The organism is Streptomyces sp. 8L (assembly GCF_020176795.1).
GTDB lineage: Bacteria > Actinomycetota > Actinomycetes > Streptomycetales > Streptomycetaceae > Streptomyces.
This window is the reverse complement of the sequence record NZ_JAIUKE010000287.1, coordinates 1-16,097: the sequence shown is the minus strand read 5'-3', so window position 1 is coordinate 16,097 and position 16,097 is coordinate 1. Positions and strand designations below refer to the sequence as shown.

Annotated in this window: 12 protein-coding genes and 3 pseudogenes; 8 read left to right on the top strand and 7 right to left on the bottom strand. The window is 71.4% G+C overall.

The genetic code is table 11. The features are described from left to right. Window positions 1-16: 16 nt before the first annotated feature. Window positions 17-1,879 (bottom strand): ABC transporter ATP-binding protein, encoded by a 1,863-nt coding sequence (locus tag LCE31_RS23125; RefSeq protein ID WP_225017141.1) that lies wholly within the window; start codon window positions 1,877-1,879, stop codon window positions 17-19. Window positions 1,880-2,303: 424 nt separating this feature from the next. Between LCE31_RS23125 and LCE31_RS23120 the strand changes: the two are divergent. Next, window positions 2,304-2,927, top strand: a pseudogene (locus LCE31_RS23120) (FAD-dependent oxidoreductase); the annotation flags it as partial. Between the two features lie 168 nt (window positions 2,928-3,095). After that, a pseudogene (locus LCE31_RS41310) lies at window positions 3,096-3,371 on the top strand (hypothetical protein); the annotation flags it as partial. A gap of 229 nt (window positions 3,372-3,600) precedes the next feature. Here the strand turns inward: LCE31_RS41310 and LCE31_RS23115 are convergent. Then, window positions 3,601-4,582: pseudogene (locus LCE31_RS23115) on the bottom strand (phosphotransferase family protein). A 268-nt stretch (window positions 4,583-4,850) separates the two neighbouring features. Here LCE31_RS23115 and LCE31_RS23110 point away from each other — a divergent pair. After that, window positions 4,851-5,597: a phosphotransferase family protein gene (locus tag LCE31_RS23110; protein WP_225017135.1), complete on the top strand. Its 747-nt coding sequence runs from the start codon at window positions 4,851-4,853 to the stop codon at window positions 5,595-5,597. 44 nt (window positions 5,598-5,641) lie between these two features. On the opposite strand, the gene LCE31_RS23105 is transcribed toward LCE31_RS23110, so the two are convergent. Next, entirely contained in the window at window positions 5,642-6,628 is a 987-nt protein-coding gene (locus LCE31_RS23105; protein ID WP_225017133.1) for an Acg family FMN-binding oxidoreductase, read from the bottom strand. A 362-nt stretch (window positions 6,629-6,990) separates the two neighbouring features. Between LCE31_RS23105 and LCE31_RS23100 the strand changes: the two genes are divergently transcribed. From LCE31_RS23100 to LCE31_RS23090, 3 genes are all read left to right on the top strand, one after another. Further along, window positions 6,991-7,446, top strand: coding sequence for a universal stress protein (locus LCE31_RS23100; protein ID WP_225017131.1), 456 nt, complete (start codon window positions 6,991-6,993; stop codon window positions 7,444-7,446). A 277-nt stretch (window positions 7,447-7,723) separates the two neighbouring features. Beyond that, the gene (locus tag LCE31_RS23095) at window positions 7,724-8,590 is read left to right on the top strand and encodes a universal stress protein (protein ID WP_225017129.1); all 867 of its coding nucleotides are present in this window, start codon (window positions 7,724-7,726) and stop codon (window positions 8,588-8,590) included. 244 nt (window positions 8,591-8,834) lie between these two features. Beyond that, complete coding sequence (locus LCE31_RS23090; protein WP_308042294.1) at window positions 8,835-9,521, top strand: response regulator transcription factor; 687 nt, start codon at window positions 8,835-8,837, stop codon at window positions 9,519-9,521. A 176-nt stretch (window positions 9,522-9,697) separates the two neighbouring features. On the opposite strand, the gene LCE31_RS23085 is transcribed toward LCE31_RS23090, so the two are convergent. Both LCE31_RS23085 and LCE31_RS23080 read right to left on the bottom strand, forming a co-directional pair. Then, the gene (locus LCE31_RS23085) at window positions 9,698-11,392 is read right to left on the bottom strand and encodes a sensor histidine kinase (RefSeq protein WP_225017128.1); all 1,695 of its coding nucleotides are present in this window, start codon (window positions 11,390-11,392) and stop codon (window positions 9,698-9,700) included. Between the two features lie 237 nt (window positions 11,393-11,629). Next, window positions 11,630-12,442: a helix-turn-helix domain-containing protein gene (locus tag LCE31_RS23080; protein WP_308042293.1), complete on the bottom strand. Its 813-nt coding sequence runs from the start codon at window positions 12,440-12,442 to the stop codon at window positions 11,630-11,632. Window positions 12,443-12,567: 125 nt separating this feature from the next. Here LCE31_RS23080 and LCE31_RS23075 point away from each other — a divergent pair, with 125 nt between their 5' ends. Further along, entirely contained in the window at window positions 12,568-13,476 is a 909-nt protein-coding gene (locus tag LCE31_RS23075; RefSeq protein WP_225017127.1) for a universal stress protein, read from the top strand. 207 nt (window positions 13,477-13,683) lie between these two features. Here the strand turns inward: LCE31_RS23075 and LCE31_RS23070 are convergent, their stop codons facing one another. Next, complete coding sequence (locus tag LCE31_RS23070; RefSeq protein ID WP_225017126.1) at window positions 13,684-14,385, bottom strand: CBS domain-containing protein; 702 nt, start codon at window positions 14,383-14,385, stop codon at window positions 13,684-13,686. A gap of 316 nt (window positions 14,386-14,701) precedes the next feature. Here LCE31_RS23070 and LCE31_RS23065 point away from each other — a divergent pair, with 316 nt between their 5' ends. After that, the gene (locus LCE31_RS23065; protein WP_225017125.1) at window positions 14,702-15,070 is read left to right on the top strand and encodes a CBS domain-containing protein; all 369 of its coding nucleotides are present in this window, start codon (window positions 14,702-14,704) and stop codon (window positions 15,068-15,070) included. A 153-nt stretch (window positions 15,071-15,223) separates the two neighbouring features. On the opposite strand, the gene LCE31_RS23060 is transcribed toward LCE31_RS23065, so the two are convergent. Beyond that, a complete protein-coding gene (locus tag LCE31_RS23060; RefSeq protein ID WP_225017123.1) occupies window positions 15,224-15,925 on the bottom strand; it encodes a hypothetical protein in 702 nt (233 codons plus the stop codon). Between the last annotated feature and the right edge of the window lie 172 nt (window positions 15,926-16,097).

Sequence of the window (16,097 nt, the reverse complement as noted above, 5' to 3'; positions counted from 1 at the left end):
CGAGGGTCGTGGGGGCTCACGCGGGGGTCTCGTGCTTGTCGCTGTCCGGCTCGGCCGTGATCTGGTAAGACAGCAACTGCTGGAACAACCCCTGCTGTTGGGAGAGCTGGGCGTAGGTGCCCTCCTGGACGATGCGGCCTTCGTCGAGGACCACGATGCGATCGGCGATGGCGACATTGGTGATGCGGTGGGTCACCAGCAGCACCGCCCGGTCCCGGGCGAGAGTCCGCAGCCGCCGGAAGATGCGGTGCTCGGCGCGGGGGTCAAGGTTGGCCGTCGGCTCGTCGAGGACCAGCAGACCGGCCGGGCGGAAGAACGCCCTGGCCAGAGCGATGCGCTGCCACTGGCCGCCGCTGAGTTCCTCGCCGTTGAGCCACTCGCGGGCCAGGAGAGTGTCCAGGCCGGCACCGAGCTTGTCGACGACCTCGTCGGCGTCGGCTGCCTCGCACGCTTCGCGGACCGCTTCGTCGCCGCGGGCGGTGGGCTGTCCCTGGGTCACGTTCTCGCGCACGGTCAGCGGCCAGTGTGCGTAGTCCTGCGGTACAAGAGCGACCTGCTTCCACAGGGCCTGCGGGTCGGCGTCGCCGGTGGGGACGCCGTCCCACAGCACTTGCCCGTCGGTGGGCAGGTAGAGGCCGCTGACCAGCTTCGACAGCGTCGACTTGCCCGAGCCGTTGAAGCCCACCAGCGCGGTGACCTCGCCCCGCCGCAGGGTGAGAGAGACGCCGGACAGCGCGTCACGGTCCTTGCCGGCGTAGCGGTGCGTGACCGACTTGACTTCGATCGTCTCCGGCGACTCGGGGCAGTGCGGACCCCGGCGCATGCGGAAGCCGCCGGCCTTGTCGAGGAAGCCGGTCCAGTCGTCCATGTACAGCCCGGTCCGTACGGCGCGGGCGCCGATGGCCACCAGGCCGCGGACCGACATGCCGACGGTCTGCAGGGCGAAGACGGCCGTGCCCGCATGTCCGACGGTGATGCGGCCGGTGGCGAGCAGCCACACGACCGCGGCCCACACGATCGCCGACCCCAGCCCTCCGCACACCGCGCCGACCAGGGACATGCGGGCGCCCTGGTCGGCTGCCGCCCGGTCCTCGCGGTTGATACGGGCGACGGTGTGCCGGTAGCGGCCGGAGAGGAAGTCGGCCATGGTGCCGGCGCGGATCTGGTCGGCGGCGTCCTTGGTGTAGATGTGCCAGCGCAGCACCGAGAGCATCCGGTTGTCGCCGTTGCTGCGGAGGTTGGCGAGGTAGCGGACGCGTGCGGCGCTGACCTGGGCGAGGGCCTGGGGCAGGCTGGCGGCGATCAGGAGGGGGAGAAGGACCCAGTGCACGCCGGCCAGGACGATGGCCCCGGCGAGGAAGGCCGCGGCCGAGGCGATCAGGTCCTGGCCCTCGTTGATCAGGTCGCCGGTGACCTGGGCGCCGCGGTCGGCGGCTTCACGGTCGCGGTTGAAATCGGGGTCGTCGTACGCGCACAGCTCGACCTCGGCGCAGCCGGCGAGCAGCATCTGCTCGGCCTCGCGGGACATCAGCGGACTCAGCCGGGAGGACAGCCAGTTGACGGTGATGCCGAGGAGCGCGCGCACGCCGGCGGCCCCGGCGAGAAGGGCAACCGAGGGCCACGCCTGGAGGAGGCGGTGATAGACGCCTCCGTCGCGCAGCAGGGCGGTCAGGGTGCCGGAGATGGCGACCAGGCCCAGTGCCTGCATCACGCCGGTGACGGCCTGGCACAGCAGGAGGCCGAGGGCCGCCCGTCGGTCGACGCGCCAGGCGAGGGCGAGTGAGCGGCGCACCAACTGCGGAAGGCGGCGGGCCATGTCACGCATCCGGATCGAGCGGCCGGCTGCCTCACGGCTGCCGGTCAGGTCGACGTACCGCATCTGCGGCTCGGGATCGGGCTCAGGCACGCCGGCCGCCGCCGAGGGGGCGGTGGAGGACGGCGCAGTGGTGGTTCGCGGTCTCGGAACGGTGCCGGCTGATACGTCGGTGGGCTCACTCATGCCGCACACCCCATGTCCGGGACTTCTGAGGCGAGAGCGCCGTCAACGCTGTGCGCGATCGCGCCGGGCCGCCGTTCGATTCCGGGAGGCTGCGGTAAGAGGGCGGGGGTGGGGCACATGGAGTCCTCCGTCTGAGCGTCGGTGTGGCACTGATGCTCTAAAAACGCGGTGGATCTGGTCCCGTAACGGTCCGTCCGGAGGGCATTTCGTGAACACGAGTTCCCATGCTGGGCTCGGGCCGTGCGGGCTCTGGGGTGTTGCCGCTCAAACTCGTTCGATCAGGTCGGGTCACTCCTTCGGGGGATTGACGCCGCACTACACCGGCGTCACCTCCGTCGAGACCTCCCTCGACGACGTCGACACCCGCCACCCCGACCTCGCCCGGTTGGTCGGCGACGGTTCCGTGGCCGTCTACAGCGTGAACCGCTCCCTCGTCGCCCAGCGCAACAGCGGCGGCCACGTCAAGGTGTACGCCAAGTTCCGCGCACCGCTGGACTGGCACACCAACCTGGACCTGGCCGACGTCGAGGCTGTGCGATCGAGCCTGCTGGCTCTGTTCGACGGCTGGGCCACACCCCTCCTCGACCTCCTCCGCCACGGCACCGCTTTCGCCCACCGCCCCTTCTACGCCCTGCCCGTGTCCCACACCTGGACCCACGTCCCCGGGGTGACGCTCCTGGGCGACGCCGCCCATCTGATGCCCCCATTGGGGGCGGGTGCGAACCTCGCGATGATGGAAGGCGCCGAACTCGCCGAGTCCATCGCCGCCGGCCCTGGGGATCTGGACAAAGCCGTCCGCGCCTTCCAGGAAAAGATGTGGGCACGAGCCGGCGGGTGGGCGAGGATCACGACGGCCGGCCTGGAACGCCTCGTGAGCCCAGACCCGGCCGAGGCCCTCGCCCACTTCGACCAAGTCCAGCCATCCTGACTGCCAAACGCGGGGCACCCGCACCAACAGAGCTCCCCATGGCATCACGGGACAGTACGGCACCGCCGCGGTCTCTTCGAGTGAAGGTTCCGAGTCCGTCGGCCTTGTGCCGTGGCTGGGCGCTCTTAGTGAGCGAACGCGGCTCCGCACTGCTCGGCGGCGGCAGCCACTCTGGACGCCGCCGCGGCGGTGAACGCGGTACTGATCGGCGACACACCGGCGGATGTCGAAGGCGCGCGAGAGCACGGTGTGAGGACGAAGCACGTCCCTGGAGCCCTGCGGATCTCGCCTCATGACGGCGCGCTGTACCTTGCTCCGCCAGGCAACGTCCACTTGGCTGCAACTGCCTGTTACGCGTCCCTGCTGTACGTCACGCCGACCGGTAAATGTGCCGTTCGGACACGAGGCCACAGACAGGGGGACCGGCACGCGGGAGCCTGGTAATGCGTGACGGCACGGTGCGCCCGCGGTCAGAACTCGGCCAAGCAAGGCGGCCCTTGGAGCCCCTGAAGCGCCCGTCAAGTGCTCCTGTCGTGCTGGGGCGCGGCAGCGGCGTGGGGGCCTCGCGTCGTCGCAGGCCGGGGGAGCGCCAACGGCCGGCGCAGGTTACGGGCCCGGGGCCGTTCCGAACGCGGTGGCCGGTCCGGGCCGTTCGGCGGCGCCGGTCGCGTCCTTACGCAGGAGGAACCGTCGCCAGCGCCTCGTTCAGGTGGTGCTCGGCGATCTCTCGCATGAATTGCCGGTGGGGGAAGTCTCCGTCGAGCAGACGCAGCGGGCCGGCTGTCAGGGACAGGTGCTGGGTGAGTTTGTAGAGGGCGAGGCGGTCCTCGTCGAGGGCGTCCACCGCCAGTTGCCGGTACTGGTCCTCGGTGTGGCGGAGGCGCAGGAACGCGTGCTCCCACTCGACGTCGAAGTACAGCAGGTTCTCGATGTCGATCACGACGGGACGGCCGTCCCGGTCGACCATGACGTGGTCCAGGCCCAGTTCACCGTGGACGACGCTGTACTCGGCGCGTGGCCGTACTGCCGCGGTCAGTTGGCGCAGCCGGTCCTCCAACTGGGCGGCGGCGTCAGCGATCCTGTGATCGCGGGTGGCCGCCTCGGTGAGGCAGCGCAGCGCGAAGGCGAGTGCGGCCTGCTCGCAGGAGGCCGCCCGCGACGTGCCGCCCGCGTCGATCCGGGCCACCTTCCCGAAGGACGGCGCCCGGTGCCGCCCGCAGGGTCGCCAGGCTCTCGGCGAGGCGCCGCATGACCGGCTCCGCGGCCCGAGGGTCGCGGACGCGCAGGTCCATCAGGTCTCCGCCGGGCACGTCCTCGACGATCGCGAGGTCGGCCGGGCAGTGGGCGCGGTAACGGTCGATCAGGTGAACCTCAAGGACCCGAAGGCCCAGCGCCTCCAGCCGCGCGTGCGCCGCCTCGAACAGGTCGAGCCCGGTGCCGGGCGAGAACGGGTCGGCGAGGTCACCGTCATGCTCGGTCACCGGCCAGTAGTTCTCGGAGTCCTCCCACAGATAGGCGATCGCGGTCTCGGCGTCGTCCATCGTCAGCCGGTACACGCCCTTCGTGGTCCCGCCCGCGACCCGCTCGACCGCCTCCAGCCGCCGCCCGCCGCCCAGCGCGGCCCGCGCTGCATCGGCCAGCTGGTCCTGCGTCACTTTCCTGGGTGCCACGCCCGTAACCCGCCTTCCACCTCGGCAACCGGGGCACCCTACGCGAACCGTCGTTCAACTCCGAGGGAATTCCGAGGGAGTGGCGTCGGTGCGGGGCCGCGGGCCGGACCTGCGACGACGCCATGTGCCGCGGGTCGGCCCTTGCGCCGGCGCCATGTCTCGGAAACACTCCCGCCCGGGACGCGGCCGGCCGCGTAAGGGCACGCGCTGAACCTGGCGACGGCGGCGGTCACGTCCCGGATACTGGTCGCCCATGGATGAGGTCGAAGTCGTCGTCGCCCATTCCGCGCGTGCGACCCTGCGCGTCGGCGACGTGTTCTTGAAGGTGGACGCCGATCAGGCGCGCGTCGACGCCGAGGTCGAGGCGATGGCCCTCGCGCCGGTCCCGACCCCGGAGCTCCTGTGGCGCAAGCCGCCCGTGCTCGCGATCGCCGCACTTCCGGGGACGACGCTCGGGCGCCTCGGCGGGCCGTCGACCGGGTCACCTGCGGCGTGGGCCGCGGCGGGCGCCGCCATCCGGAAGCTGCACGACGCTCCGCCGCCGCCCCGGCCCGGCCGGGCGGGCCGGAGCGCCGTCGCGCTGAGGGCGGAGCTCGACGGCGAGTGCGAGCTGCTGCTGACGAACGGCCTCCTGCCCGCTGACCTGGTCTCCCGCAACCGCCGTGTCGCCGAGGCCGCACTTCGGCCGTGGACTCCGGCGTTCACACACGGCGACCTCCAGATCGCGCACGTATTCGTCGACGGCACCGAGATCACGGGCATCATCGACTGGTCGGAGGCGGGCCAGGGCGATGCCCTGTACGACCTCGCCACCTTCACGCTCGGACACGAGCAACACCTTGATGATGTCCTCGCCGGCTATGGCACCGGCGTCGACGTCGGCGTGATCCAGGCGTGGTGGTCGTTGCGGAGCCTGCTGGTGGTCCGCTGGCTGATCGAGCACGGCTTCGACCCCTTCGCGCCGGGCTGCGAGGTCGACGTGCTGAGATCCCGGATGTGAGGGGGCGCGGGCCCGCGGGCCGCGCCGCCGCCGAGGGGACGTCCCTATCGCGCCCTGACCGTCAAGATGGTCTCGACCGGGCGGCGCGGTGTCGGAGGTCCGGAGGGACCGTAACCGAGGCGGAGGACCATGTGCACCGCGCCCATGGTGGACCGGGGATCGCGTGCGAACCGGCGCAGCTCGCGCCATTCCAGCGCCTGCGAGGTGAGAGACGTCGCCAGGCCCCGTGACGTGGCCTCCAGGAGGACCCGCCCGAGGGCCTGCCCGGCGACAAGCCAGTCGCGGGCGCTGTCACCGCTGGTTCCGAGGAGGGCGATCTGCGGGAAACGCTCGAATTCGGCCCTGCCACGTCCGGGCACCGCCGCCCCGTCGGCGAAGTCGCGTACGGGGGCTCGGCCGTACCGGCGACTGGGGCCGAGAGCGTACGAAGGCACTCCGTCCTGTGCCGCCAGGCTCTTCTCCGTCAGCCGCGTCCAGCGCGCGAGTTCGGCCCTGGCCCGCGGGTCGGCATGTTGCTTCTGCTCCGCTTCGTCGACAAGGTCGAGTACCGATTCGACGTGCCAGGGATCGGGGAAGAGGAGGCGCGCTCCCTCCGTCCCGGCCGCGTCGACGAGCGCCTGCCGCAGGTCGTCGGGGACCGGGCGTTCCGAGAAGGGCTCGCGACTCGTGCGGCGGCGCGCGATGGCGGGGAAGAGACGGCCGTCGGGGGAGGCGCGGCCAGGGGCGCGGGTCAGGCACACCCGTGCCAGAAGGCCGGGATCGTCGGGTTCGGGCAGCAGTACGTGATCGGCCCGCCAGCCGTAGTAGGCGGCGGCCACGCGGAGCGTGAACAGGGCGGCGCCGCAGCTCAGCCGCGTGCCCCGGCCCCGTGGGTCCGTGACGGGCATCGTGCGTGCGGGGTCGGCGCGCAGGTCGAGGAGGCCGTCGGCCGCCGCGAACTCGAAGAGCCACGGCTGAGCGTTGTGCATCGACGGTGCCATGGATGCGGCGGCGACCAGGCCGCGCACGCCGGCGACGGGCGGGGTAGCCATCTCTCTCCCTCTCAGCCCTGGGTGCCTCACCGCCCGGCTGCCATGAGCGGCCTCGTCCCCGTGCTCATCCCTTGAGGGAAGTACCTCATCCCCTGAGGGAAGCAGCAGGGGGCGCGACGGCACCGCGTCCAGGACGGCAGGACGGGTGGTCGGGTGGACCGATGGGCGGGTGGATGGGCGGATGACTTCAGGCTGACGCGATACGCGAGGAGGCGCATGAGCCGATCGGTCCTTTCTTCGGGCCGGACCGACCCTCGGAAACCCTTGGCCGGGTCTGATCAGCCCGCGGTCCGGTCCCCTCCGGCCCTGCCGCACGGGTGTCGTCGCTGCGAGCCTCGGGGTGAGGAACCTGGAGGTGGAGCATGGACAGCGCAGTACAGAAAGAACATCGTGTTGTCGTCGGAGTGGACGGCTCGGACTCGTCGAAGGAAGCCCTGAGGTGGGCGGTTTCCCAGGCGGAGGCCACCGGCGCGACCGTTGACGCGGTCACCACCTGGGAGTTTCCGGTCACCGGCTGGACCCCTGGAGTGACGAACGGGCAGTTCGCCGAATGGGCCGAGCAGACCCTGAACGAGAGCGTCGACGACGTGGTGGGGCCGGGAGCGCCCGTCGAGGTCCGCAGGACCGTGCAGTGCGGGAATGCCGCGCAAGTGCTGATCGACACGGCCAAGGGGGCGGATCTGCTCGTGGTGGGCAGCCGTGGCCATGGTGGATTCGCGGGCGCGCTGCTCGGTTCGGTGGGGCAGCACTGCGCCCAGCACGCCGACTGCCCCGTCGTGATAATCCGCGGCGAGACCGGCGGGCACGGGGCGCGATGACGCGTCCGGAAGCCCGGGGGCCCGATGAGCGCGGGGTCGCGGGGTCGCAGGGTCGCAGGGTCGCGGGAAGAGTCCGGAGGCATCCGTACGGGGACGTCTCCGGCCGGTCACGCCGTTGGCCGCCGGGTGGCGGCTGAGCGCGGCCACGGGACCGCCCGGCCGCCGATTGTCCGGGCCGTCCGGCCCCGGCCCTGGCCCTGGCGGCCCTGTCGCCGCTCGACCCCCGCCCCGGACGCTTGACGTCAAGCGAGTGTGAGTACCTGGAGGTGGACGGACCATGGCGCGTTCGATCGTTGTCGGCGTCGACGGATCGCCGGAGAGCCTCGCGGCCGTCGAATGGGCCGCCGACGAGGCAGTCGCGCGGCAGCAGCCTCTCCGGCTCCTGCACGCGTGGGGCTACGGTCCCGCCCCGAACGCGTCCTGGCAGGCGGCGGAGAGCCAGCGGGCCTGGGGCAACCATTTCCTCGACGAGGCCCTGACCCGTGTCAGGACGCGGCAGCCCGAGCTGGAACCGGAAGCGGACCTGGTGCCGGGGGCGGCCGCCGAGGTGCTGGAGTCCTCCGACGAGGAGACGGCTCTGCTGGTGCTCGGGTCCCGGGGGGCCGGCATCGTCTCGGGGTTCCTCGTCGGGTCTGTGGCCCTGGGCGTCGTCGCCGCCGCACGGTGCCCCGTGGTCCTCGTACGCGCTGCCCAGCCCGTCCCGGAGGGACCGAACGAAGGCGACGTGGTGCTGGGCGTCGATCTCGACCACCGCACCGACGCCCTTTTCGAGTTCTCGTTCGAAGCCGCACGGGTGCGGGGCAGCGCTCTGACCGTGGTCCACGCCTACCCGGTGCCCTCGCCCTACGGCGTGGCGCCAGGTGAGAGCCACGCCGCCACGACGTCCGACATGTTCGCGGAGAGTTACCAGCGCCTGCTCGACGCGCTCAGCCCTTGGCAGGGGAAGAACCCCGACATCCACGTGCGCCCGATCGCCGAAGCGGGGCACGCGACTCCGGTACTGCTCGATGCGGCCCGAGGCGCGTCGTTGTGCGTCATAGGCCGTCGCGAACGGACTCGGGGGCCGGGCCCGCGCCTCGGGGCCGTCGACTACGGGGTCATGCACCACGCGGCGTGCCCGGTCGCGGTCGTGCCGCACGCGTAGCGTCACGGCACGGGCCCCACGAGGCGCCTGGAGCGTGCTTCTCGTACGGGGCGGGACGGCCGCTGGCGGTGCTTGGGTCCGACAGGCGGAAGGCAGGTGCCTCGGGCAGGCGGAAGGCAGGTGCCTGCCTCCGCCCCTGTAGGGGACCGAACGGCCCTGGCGGCGGGCCGAGCGCGGGAGCACCCTGGTGGGGTGCGTGGGGTGCGTGTGTACTCGGGCGGCGTGTGTTCCCGGCGGGAGGCCGATGATGGGACAGCAGGATGTGAGTGCCGCGGCCAAGGGGCCTGTTCGTGTCTTCCTGCTGGATGACCACGAGGTGGTCAGGAGGGGGCTTCGCGATCTGCTGGACGCCGAGGACGACATCGAGGTCGTGGGGGAGGCGGCCACGATGGAACAGGCCCTCGCCCGGGGGCCCGCGCTGCGCCCGGACGTGGCCGTACTCGACGTACGGCTGCCCGACGGCGACGGCGTCACGGTCTGCCGTGAGCTGCGCTCCAGGATGCCGTCCCTCGCCTGCCTGATGCTGACCTCGTTCGACGACGACGACGCCCTCCTCGACGCGATCATGGCCGGCGCCTCCGGCTATGTGCTCAAGAACCTCAAGGGCTCGGAGCTGCTGTCCGCGGTCCGTACCGTCGCCTCCGGCAGGTCCATGCTGGACCCGTCGACCACGGGGCGCCTCATGAGCAGCCTCCGCGGCGAGGGCGAGGACACCCACGCGGAGCCGGAGGCGCTCGCGTCCTTGACACCGAGGGAACGGGAGATCCTGGACCTCATCGGAGAGGGACTGACCAACGCGCAGATCGGTGAGCGGCTCTTCCTCTCGGAGAAGACCGTCAAGAACAACATCTCGCGGCTGCTGGCCAAGCTCGGCGTGGAACGACGCATCCAGGCGGCCGTACTGGCCGCTCAGGCCGACAACCGGGCCTGACTCAAGCGGTGGGCGCCCGCGGGGACCCCCGAGACGGGCTCGCGGGGACCGATCGCTCCTGCATGGCGGGAACGTGCCATACGAGCCGGGCGGCGGGCTTGCGGGGACCTCGGATCACTCCGGCATCGCGGGTACGCGCCATACGAGCCGGGCGGCGGGCGCGCGGGGACCTCGGATCACTCCCGCATCGCGGGAACGCGCCATACGAGTCGGGTGCCTTTTCCGGGCGCGGTGTCCACCGTCATGCGGCCGTGCAGCTCGTTCGCCCGGTCGGCCATGTTGCGCAGACCGCTGCGGTGTTCCGGATGCCGCATGCCGATGCCGTCGTCCTTGACCGTGAGGGTCAACGTCCCCGCCCGGACGGTCAGCGACAACTCCACGGAGGAGGCGTGCGCGTGCCGGGCCACATTGGTGAGCGCCTCGCTCAGCACCGCGACGGCGTTGTCCGCGACCCGAGCCGACACATCCGTGTCGATCAGCCCCTCCATACGCAGGGCAGGCATGAATCCGACGGTCGTGGCGGCCTTCTCGACGAGGGCCGCCGTACGGGCCCGAAGGCCGGTCCTGCGCCGTGCGTCGGGCGACCGGAGCCCGAAGATGGTCGAGCGGATGATCTTGATGGTCTCGTCGAGATCATCCACGGACCGTCCCAGCCGCTCCGTCGCCTCCTCGTGATCGACGAAGCGCATGGCGCTCTGGACCGTCATACCGATCGCGAACAGACGCTGGATCGCGAGGTCGTGCAAATCCTTCGCGATGCGGTCGTGATCCCGCAGCAGTGTGATCTGCTCGGCCTCGCGCCGCCGTTCGGCGAGTTCCATCGCCAGCGCGGCCTGCCCCGCGAACGCCATGAGCGGCTCCGTCTCCACCCGGGTGAAGCCGGGATGGCGTGCCGCCCGGGCGAGCATGATCACTCCACGGGGGCACTCCCCGCTTCCCATGGGGACCGCCACGGCCGGCCCGAGCCCGGCCCACCTCGCCCTACCGGCCGTGACCCGGGGATCGTGCTCGACGTCCGTGCTGGTGAGGGGGGCGCGTGCACCGATCGCGCTCCCCATGAAAGAGCCCTTCCTCGGCAGGACCAGGCCCTGGTGGTCCTCGGCCGCGATACCCGAGGCGAGAAGCACATGCAGGTCGTCCGAGTGGGGCAGCGGCAGGGCTACGGCACCGAGATCCGCGTCGAGGATCGAGCGGGCCCGGTCCAGCATCAGGGCCAGGACATCCGTGTCGTCCGAGCCCGAGAGGAGTTCGGCCACGATGTCGGCGTTGGTTTCCAGCCAGTTGCGCTGGTAACGGCTCTGTTCGTAAAGCCTGGCGTTCTCGATGGCGGTGCCCGCGGCGTTCGCCAGCGTTGCCAGGAGAGCCTCGTCCTCCTCCTCGAAATCGCCCCTGCCCCGCTTCTCGGTCAGATAGAGGTTGCCGTAGACCTCGTCCCTCACTTTGATCGGCACACCGAGGAAGGAGTGCATGGGCGGGTGGTTGGGCGGGAATCCCGACGCCGAGGGGTGCTGGGCCAGGTCGTTCAACCGAAGGGTGCGGGGGTAGCGGATCAGTTCCCCGAGCAGCCCGTGCCCGGTCGGGAGCCGTCCGATCGCGTCGTACTCGTCCGCGCTCAGCCCCACGGTGATGAACTGCGTGAGTTGCTGATTCTCGCCGATGACGCCGAGGGCGCCGTACTCCGCGTCCACGAGGTCCACGGCCGTCTCCACGATGCGGTGGAGGACGTGGGGGAGCTCAAGGCCTTTACCGACGGTGAGCATCGCGTCGAGCAGCCCTGTTCCGCCGCCGGGCGCCGCCGGTGCCTGCTTCCCGCCCTCTTTTCGCCGGCCAGGGCCCCCCGGAACCCCGCTGCGGTGGTTCTCTCCGGTCACAGAGCACCCACTCACGATCGTCCGTGTGAAGGCCAGGCGCGTTACGGTCCGGCTCTCACGATAGACCGCTGTGCGGGTTCCAGCACGGCAGTGTGCGGCGGCCCGGACGACGACGTCATCGGAATCCCTGGTCAGGGCGCCGGCGGCCTCGTCCCGGACCGGCTCTGGGGCCCACGTGACCACGTGCTCGCACGGGCCACCCACCTTCGCCGCGTGCTCCGTGGCGCTCACACACTCCTAGGTGATCTCGACACGGCGTCCGGTGATGCGGGTCGGTACGACGCAGACCCAGTGCCGCCGGCCCTCCCCGGCCCAGGGCAGTGTGTACGCGCGTTCATCCAGGGAGCGCGCCTCGGAGCGGCCGACCCGTCGGGCCGTGCCGGCGACGTTCACACTCCAGCCCTGGCGCCACACATCGTCCACGTGGTCCGTCTCGAAGGCCACCTCTTGGCCTTCTGGCAGGTCGGCCGCGCCGGCGGGGCGGGTTCTGTAGGCGAGGACCTCGCCGGTGAACAAGTAGTTCACCGGGATGATCGCCGGCCCTTGTCCGGTGTGTACGGACACACGTCCCACTCCGTGCGTCGACAGCAGTGTGCGGCACTCCCGCTGGGAGAGAACCACCAATTCGGCCCGCCGCGATGCCGTGGCCCTTCCGGGTGGCCAGCCGGCGCCGGCGAGCGCCGGGACCGTCGTCTCCAGAGCGTCGGCCAGACGCAGGAGGAAGGAGATCCCGGGCATCCCGGCTTGCTCCTCGATGTAGCGCACATAGCCGATGGTCGAGCCGGTCCGTTCTGCCACCTGCTCGCGGGTGAGGCCGAGTTGCTCGCGACGGCCGGCCGTCCTGCGCCCAAGGTCGCTGCGCTGCCGCCCGGATGGCGCGTGGTCGCGGTACGTGTCCCCTCGCGCGTGCTCGGTCACACTCAACACCTCCCTGGGGAAGCCCGGTTCCTTGGCACCGAGGTGGTGCCCCGATGCTCCAGGGTGGTCGTCGGTGCCCTCGCTGCCGAGGCCCGACGGGTACCGTTCCGTGGGCCGAGAGGACCGGGACACCCCGGCGAGGGACCTTCCCGGCGGCGGGACCTGTGGCCCCGGGGACTGACCGGTCCGGCCCTGAGGAGGGACACACCGCGGGTGACAGCCTGGTGTGTGAGAGCGGCCGGTCGTGAGGAGTGAACATGACACAGCTGTCGCACCGTCGCGAAGTCCTCGTCGGGCTCGACCCGGCGCGGTCGAACCTGCTGCCCCTGATCTGGGCTGTCGAGGAGGCGCGGCGAAAAGGGCTCGACGTGCGTCTCCTCCTCGCGGTGCCGCCCCGCCACGACACGCAGCACGTGGACACGGAGCCGCAACACCGGCACCGTACCGCGCAGGGCACGGCCGTGATCGAGAACGCCGTCGGATACGTCCGGGCACTCGACCGCGAGGTCCGCGTCGACGCCGAGCTCGTCGACGGATTCCCCGCGCCGGAACTGTGCCGCAGGTCGGCGTCCGCCCGGTGCACCGTGCTCGGCTCCCGCGGACTCGGCCATGTCGCGGGCGCCATGAGTCCGGGTTCGGTGGTGCTGCCCGTGTGCGCCCACGCGGAAAGCCCGGTAGCGGTGGTGCTCGCGCCCGAACACGTCACCCAGGAGCCCCGGTTCGTCGCGGTCGGGCTCACGGACGGCAGCTCCCGGTCCGCGCTCGCGGAGGCCTACGAGCAGGCCTCCTTCGCGGCGGCGAGCCTGGAGGCCTTCTGGCTGACCCAGGCGTCGGACGCCTACGCCTCGAATGACCCGACACGTCGCCCGACGGGTCGCCTGACGGGCCACTCGAAAGGCCATGAGGGCCCCGCGGCACCCCGGCGGCTCCTCTCCGAGGCACTCGCCGGGGAGGGCGAGCGGTTTCCCGATGTCCACGTGGAACGGGAGATCATGTCCGCGACGCCCGTCGAGGACCTGCTGCACGCGTGTGATCACGCGCTGTCCGTCGTGGTGTGCCGCAAGGGCGACAAGGGCCCTTCGGGCGTGAGGCTCGGGGGCGCCGTGCGGACTCTTCTGCGCGAAGCCCGGTGTCCGGTCATCGTTGTGCCCCCTCGGGAGGAGTGAGTACGCCGTACTCGCCCCGCCCGGAGCCGAGCCGCGCGGAGCGGGTCGGGGAGTCCCGGAGCGGGTCGGGCAGTTGGAGCCCGAACACACGTCGGAGCCGGGCCATCGGGCCTGGCCGGCGGGCGAGTTGGAATCGGGCCCCCTCGCGGGACCACGGAAAACACACCGGGGGCGGACCGGGGGCCCTGGAGGTCGCCATCACGCCATCTAGCGTGCGGTGTCACCCGCCGTGGCTTTGGAAGCGTCCGCGCCCGGCGCGTGGACGAGGCAGGTGACCGTGACGACCCCGTCGACACTCGTGCAGAGGCGCTCGATGACCGGGATCAGGTTCTCGTCCTCCACGCTGCCGCGCAAGGTCACCTGTCCTCCCGAGACGTCGACCGCGATCTGTCCCGGGCCGAGGTGCAGCAGATCGTAGAGAATGGTGCGCTTGATCTCGTACTGGAGCGCGCTGTCCTGCCGGAGGAAGACACGCAACAGGTCGCCGCGGCTGACGATGCCGACGAGACGGTCCGTCTCGTCCACCACCGGCAGGCGCTTGACCTCCGCGTCCGCCATCAGGCGGGCGGCCTCCACCACGGTCCATTCCGGGCGCGCGCACCGTGGCGGAGACGACATGACCTCTTCGGCCGTGGCTGCTTCTGCCTTCGCCCCGTTGCCGCCTCCCGCCGCCGAGGGCGCTGTCCGGCCGAGGAGGCCGGGCTGGTCGGCGGGGTCCGGCCGGTCGGCCTCCTTGCGCAGCAGGTCCGCCTCGGAGACCACGCCCGTCGGCCGTCCGGCGGCGTCGATCACCGGGACCGCGCTGACGTCCTGGTCGGCGAGCAGGCGCGCGATCTCCTTGAACGGTGTGTCGGTTCGTACGCTCACAACGTTCCGTGTCATGAGCTCGCTGATCGTCCGGTGCTTCATGTCCTCACTCCCTCGGCGGACGCGGGTACGGCCGGTCGGCTTCAGTCCAACTGTGTGCGGGTCCCTGGGCAGGAGGCATGAGCCGAACGGCCCTTTCGGGGACCGAGCGGTCCGTGGACGAACCCCGGGAGGCGGGCCGATCCTGGGTGTTCGGGGACTTCGGGGTGTTCGGGGACTTCGACAAGGCGGGCCGCCTTCCGTACGGCCGCGGTGGGCCGGGCCGTCCGGAGAACCGGGAGCGGCTCCGGCCGACGTGCCGCGGGCCGGGCTCGCTCCCTGAGCGGTGTGTCCGCCGGGAGATGGGTGGGAGGAGAGCATGGCGGAGCGAGCTGTCACCGCTGGGGAGATGATGGTGCTGGCGGTGACCGCGGTGGGCCCCGGCAGCCCGCAGTGTGACGTCCTGCGCCGGATGAACGAGTGGCAGGTCAGGACGGTCCCCGTGGTGGCCGGCGACGGGCGTGTCGTCGGCGTGTGGAGTGCCTCGGAAACGGATACGCCGCCGCCCGGCGACGATGTGATGCCCTCCCCGGCCGCCGCGGCGAAGGCCGGCCCTGCGCTCACGGTCGGGACCGACGCGACGGTGGACGCGGCGAGGCGGCTGATGAGCAGTTGGGAGCTCGACGAGGTCCCTGTCACCGACCGGGAGGGTCATCTGATGGGCATGCTCGCTCCGTTGCCCTCGTGAGGCGGGGAACAGCCGCCCGTGGTGCGGGGAATAGCCGCCCGTGGTGCGGGAAACAACCGTCCGTGGTGCGGGGAACGGCCGCCCGTGATGCGGAAAACAGCCGGCCGTGAGGTGGGGAACAACCGCCCGTGATGCAAGGCACGGCCGGGTCGTCTACGCCTGGACGAGGACGGTGAGCCATTCCGCTTCATGCGGCCGATACCCGTAACGGTGCGCCAGCCCCGACACGATCGCCGGAACGTGGCCCGCTCCGTAGACGACGGCCACCCGGATCGGCTCGTCGCCGCGCTCCGCGTGGATCTCGCCGAGCGCGTCGAGCAACCGCTGGTCGCGCCGGTCGGTCAGCGCGTGCTCCACAGGATGGTCGGCCAGCATCTCGGCACGCAGGGTCGACGGCAGGTCTTCGACCACCAGGTCCTCGTCAAGGAAGGCGCCCGGACCGCGCAGCGCGAACACCAGACCCATCACCGGAGCTGCGACCATGAGCAGCAGGTACAGCCACCGCGGCAGCTCCCTCAAGTCCGCCATGGCCTCCGCGGCGGTCAGATCCGGGTGGATGACCGGCACGTCCCCGGGAAGCAGCAGTTCCTCGCGCTGCTCTTGCAACCCGTTGCGCCGCCGGCGCGGGGCGAACCGGTACGCGAGGGTGAGGGCACTGAGTCCGGCCGACCTGCCCCGGACTCCCTCGATGACGATGAGGTCGCATCGCCCGAGCCTGGTGCGTACCTGGGAGTAGAACGTCGGCGACGCCACATGCTGCATCGGGAAGATCACGAACTCAAGTGGCGTCCCCCTCCGCCGCATGGTGATCACGGCGGATCTGATCGCGTAGCCGGTCACTTCGACGATCTGCATGGCTTCCCCCTCGGCGAGCCGCGCCCGGCGCCTCGCACCCGTATCAGGACACGAGTCCGCCCGGGGCCGCGGTTCCCTCCCGGCGCGAGCCGTCGCGCCGGGCGACGCGATGGCGCGTACGGGAACCACCGGGCCGGGTATTGCCGTTGCCCAGCCCGAAGGCGTTTGGAAA

Bases quoted from the DNA above. Each gene is read 5' to 3' on its own strand.
- LCE31_RS23090 (WP_308042294.1), top strand. From the start codon at position 8,835: ATGATGGGACAGCAGGATGTGAGTGCCGCGGCCAAGGGGCCTGTTCGT.
- LCE31_RS23095 (WP_225017129.1), top strand. From the start codon at position 7,724: ATGGCGCGTTCGATCGTTGTCGGCGTCGACGGATCGCCGGAGAGCCTC.
- LCE31_RS23105 (WP_225017133.1), bottom strand. From the start codon at position 6,628: ATGGCTACCCCGCCCGTCGCCGGCGTGCGCGGCCTGGTCGCCGCCGCA.
- LCE31_RS23125 (WP_225017141.1), bottom strand. From the start codon at position 1,879: ATGCGGTACGTCGACCTGACCGGCAGCCGTGAGGCAGCCGGCCGCTCG.
- LCE31_RS23065 (WP_225017125.1), top strand. From the start codon at position 14,702: ATGGCGGAGCGAGCTGTCACCGCTGGGGAGATGATGGTGCTGGCGGTG.
- LCE31_RS23060 (WP_225017123.1), bottom strand. From the start codon at position 15,925: ATGCAGATCGTCGAAGTGACCGGCTACGCGATCAGATCCGCCGTGATC.
- LCE31_RS23100 (WP_225017131.1), top strand. From the start codon at position 6,991: ATGGACAGCGCAGTACAGAAAGAACATCGTGTTGTCGTCGGAGTGGAC.
- LCE31_RS23110 (WP_225017135.1), top strand. From the start codon at position 4,851: ATGGATGAGGTCGAAGTCGTCGTCGCCCATTCCGCGCGTGCGACCCTG.
- LCE31_RS23070 (WP_225017126.1), bottom strand. From the start codon at position 14,385: ATGAAGCACCGGACGATCAGCGAGCTCATGACACGGAACGTTGTGAGC.
- LCE31_RS23075 (WP_225017127.1), top strand. From the start codon at position 12,568: ATGACACAGCTGTCGCACCGTCGCGAAGTCCTCGTCGGGCTCGACCCG.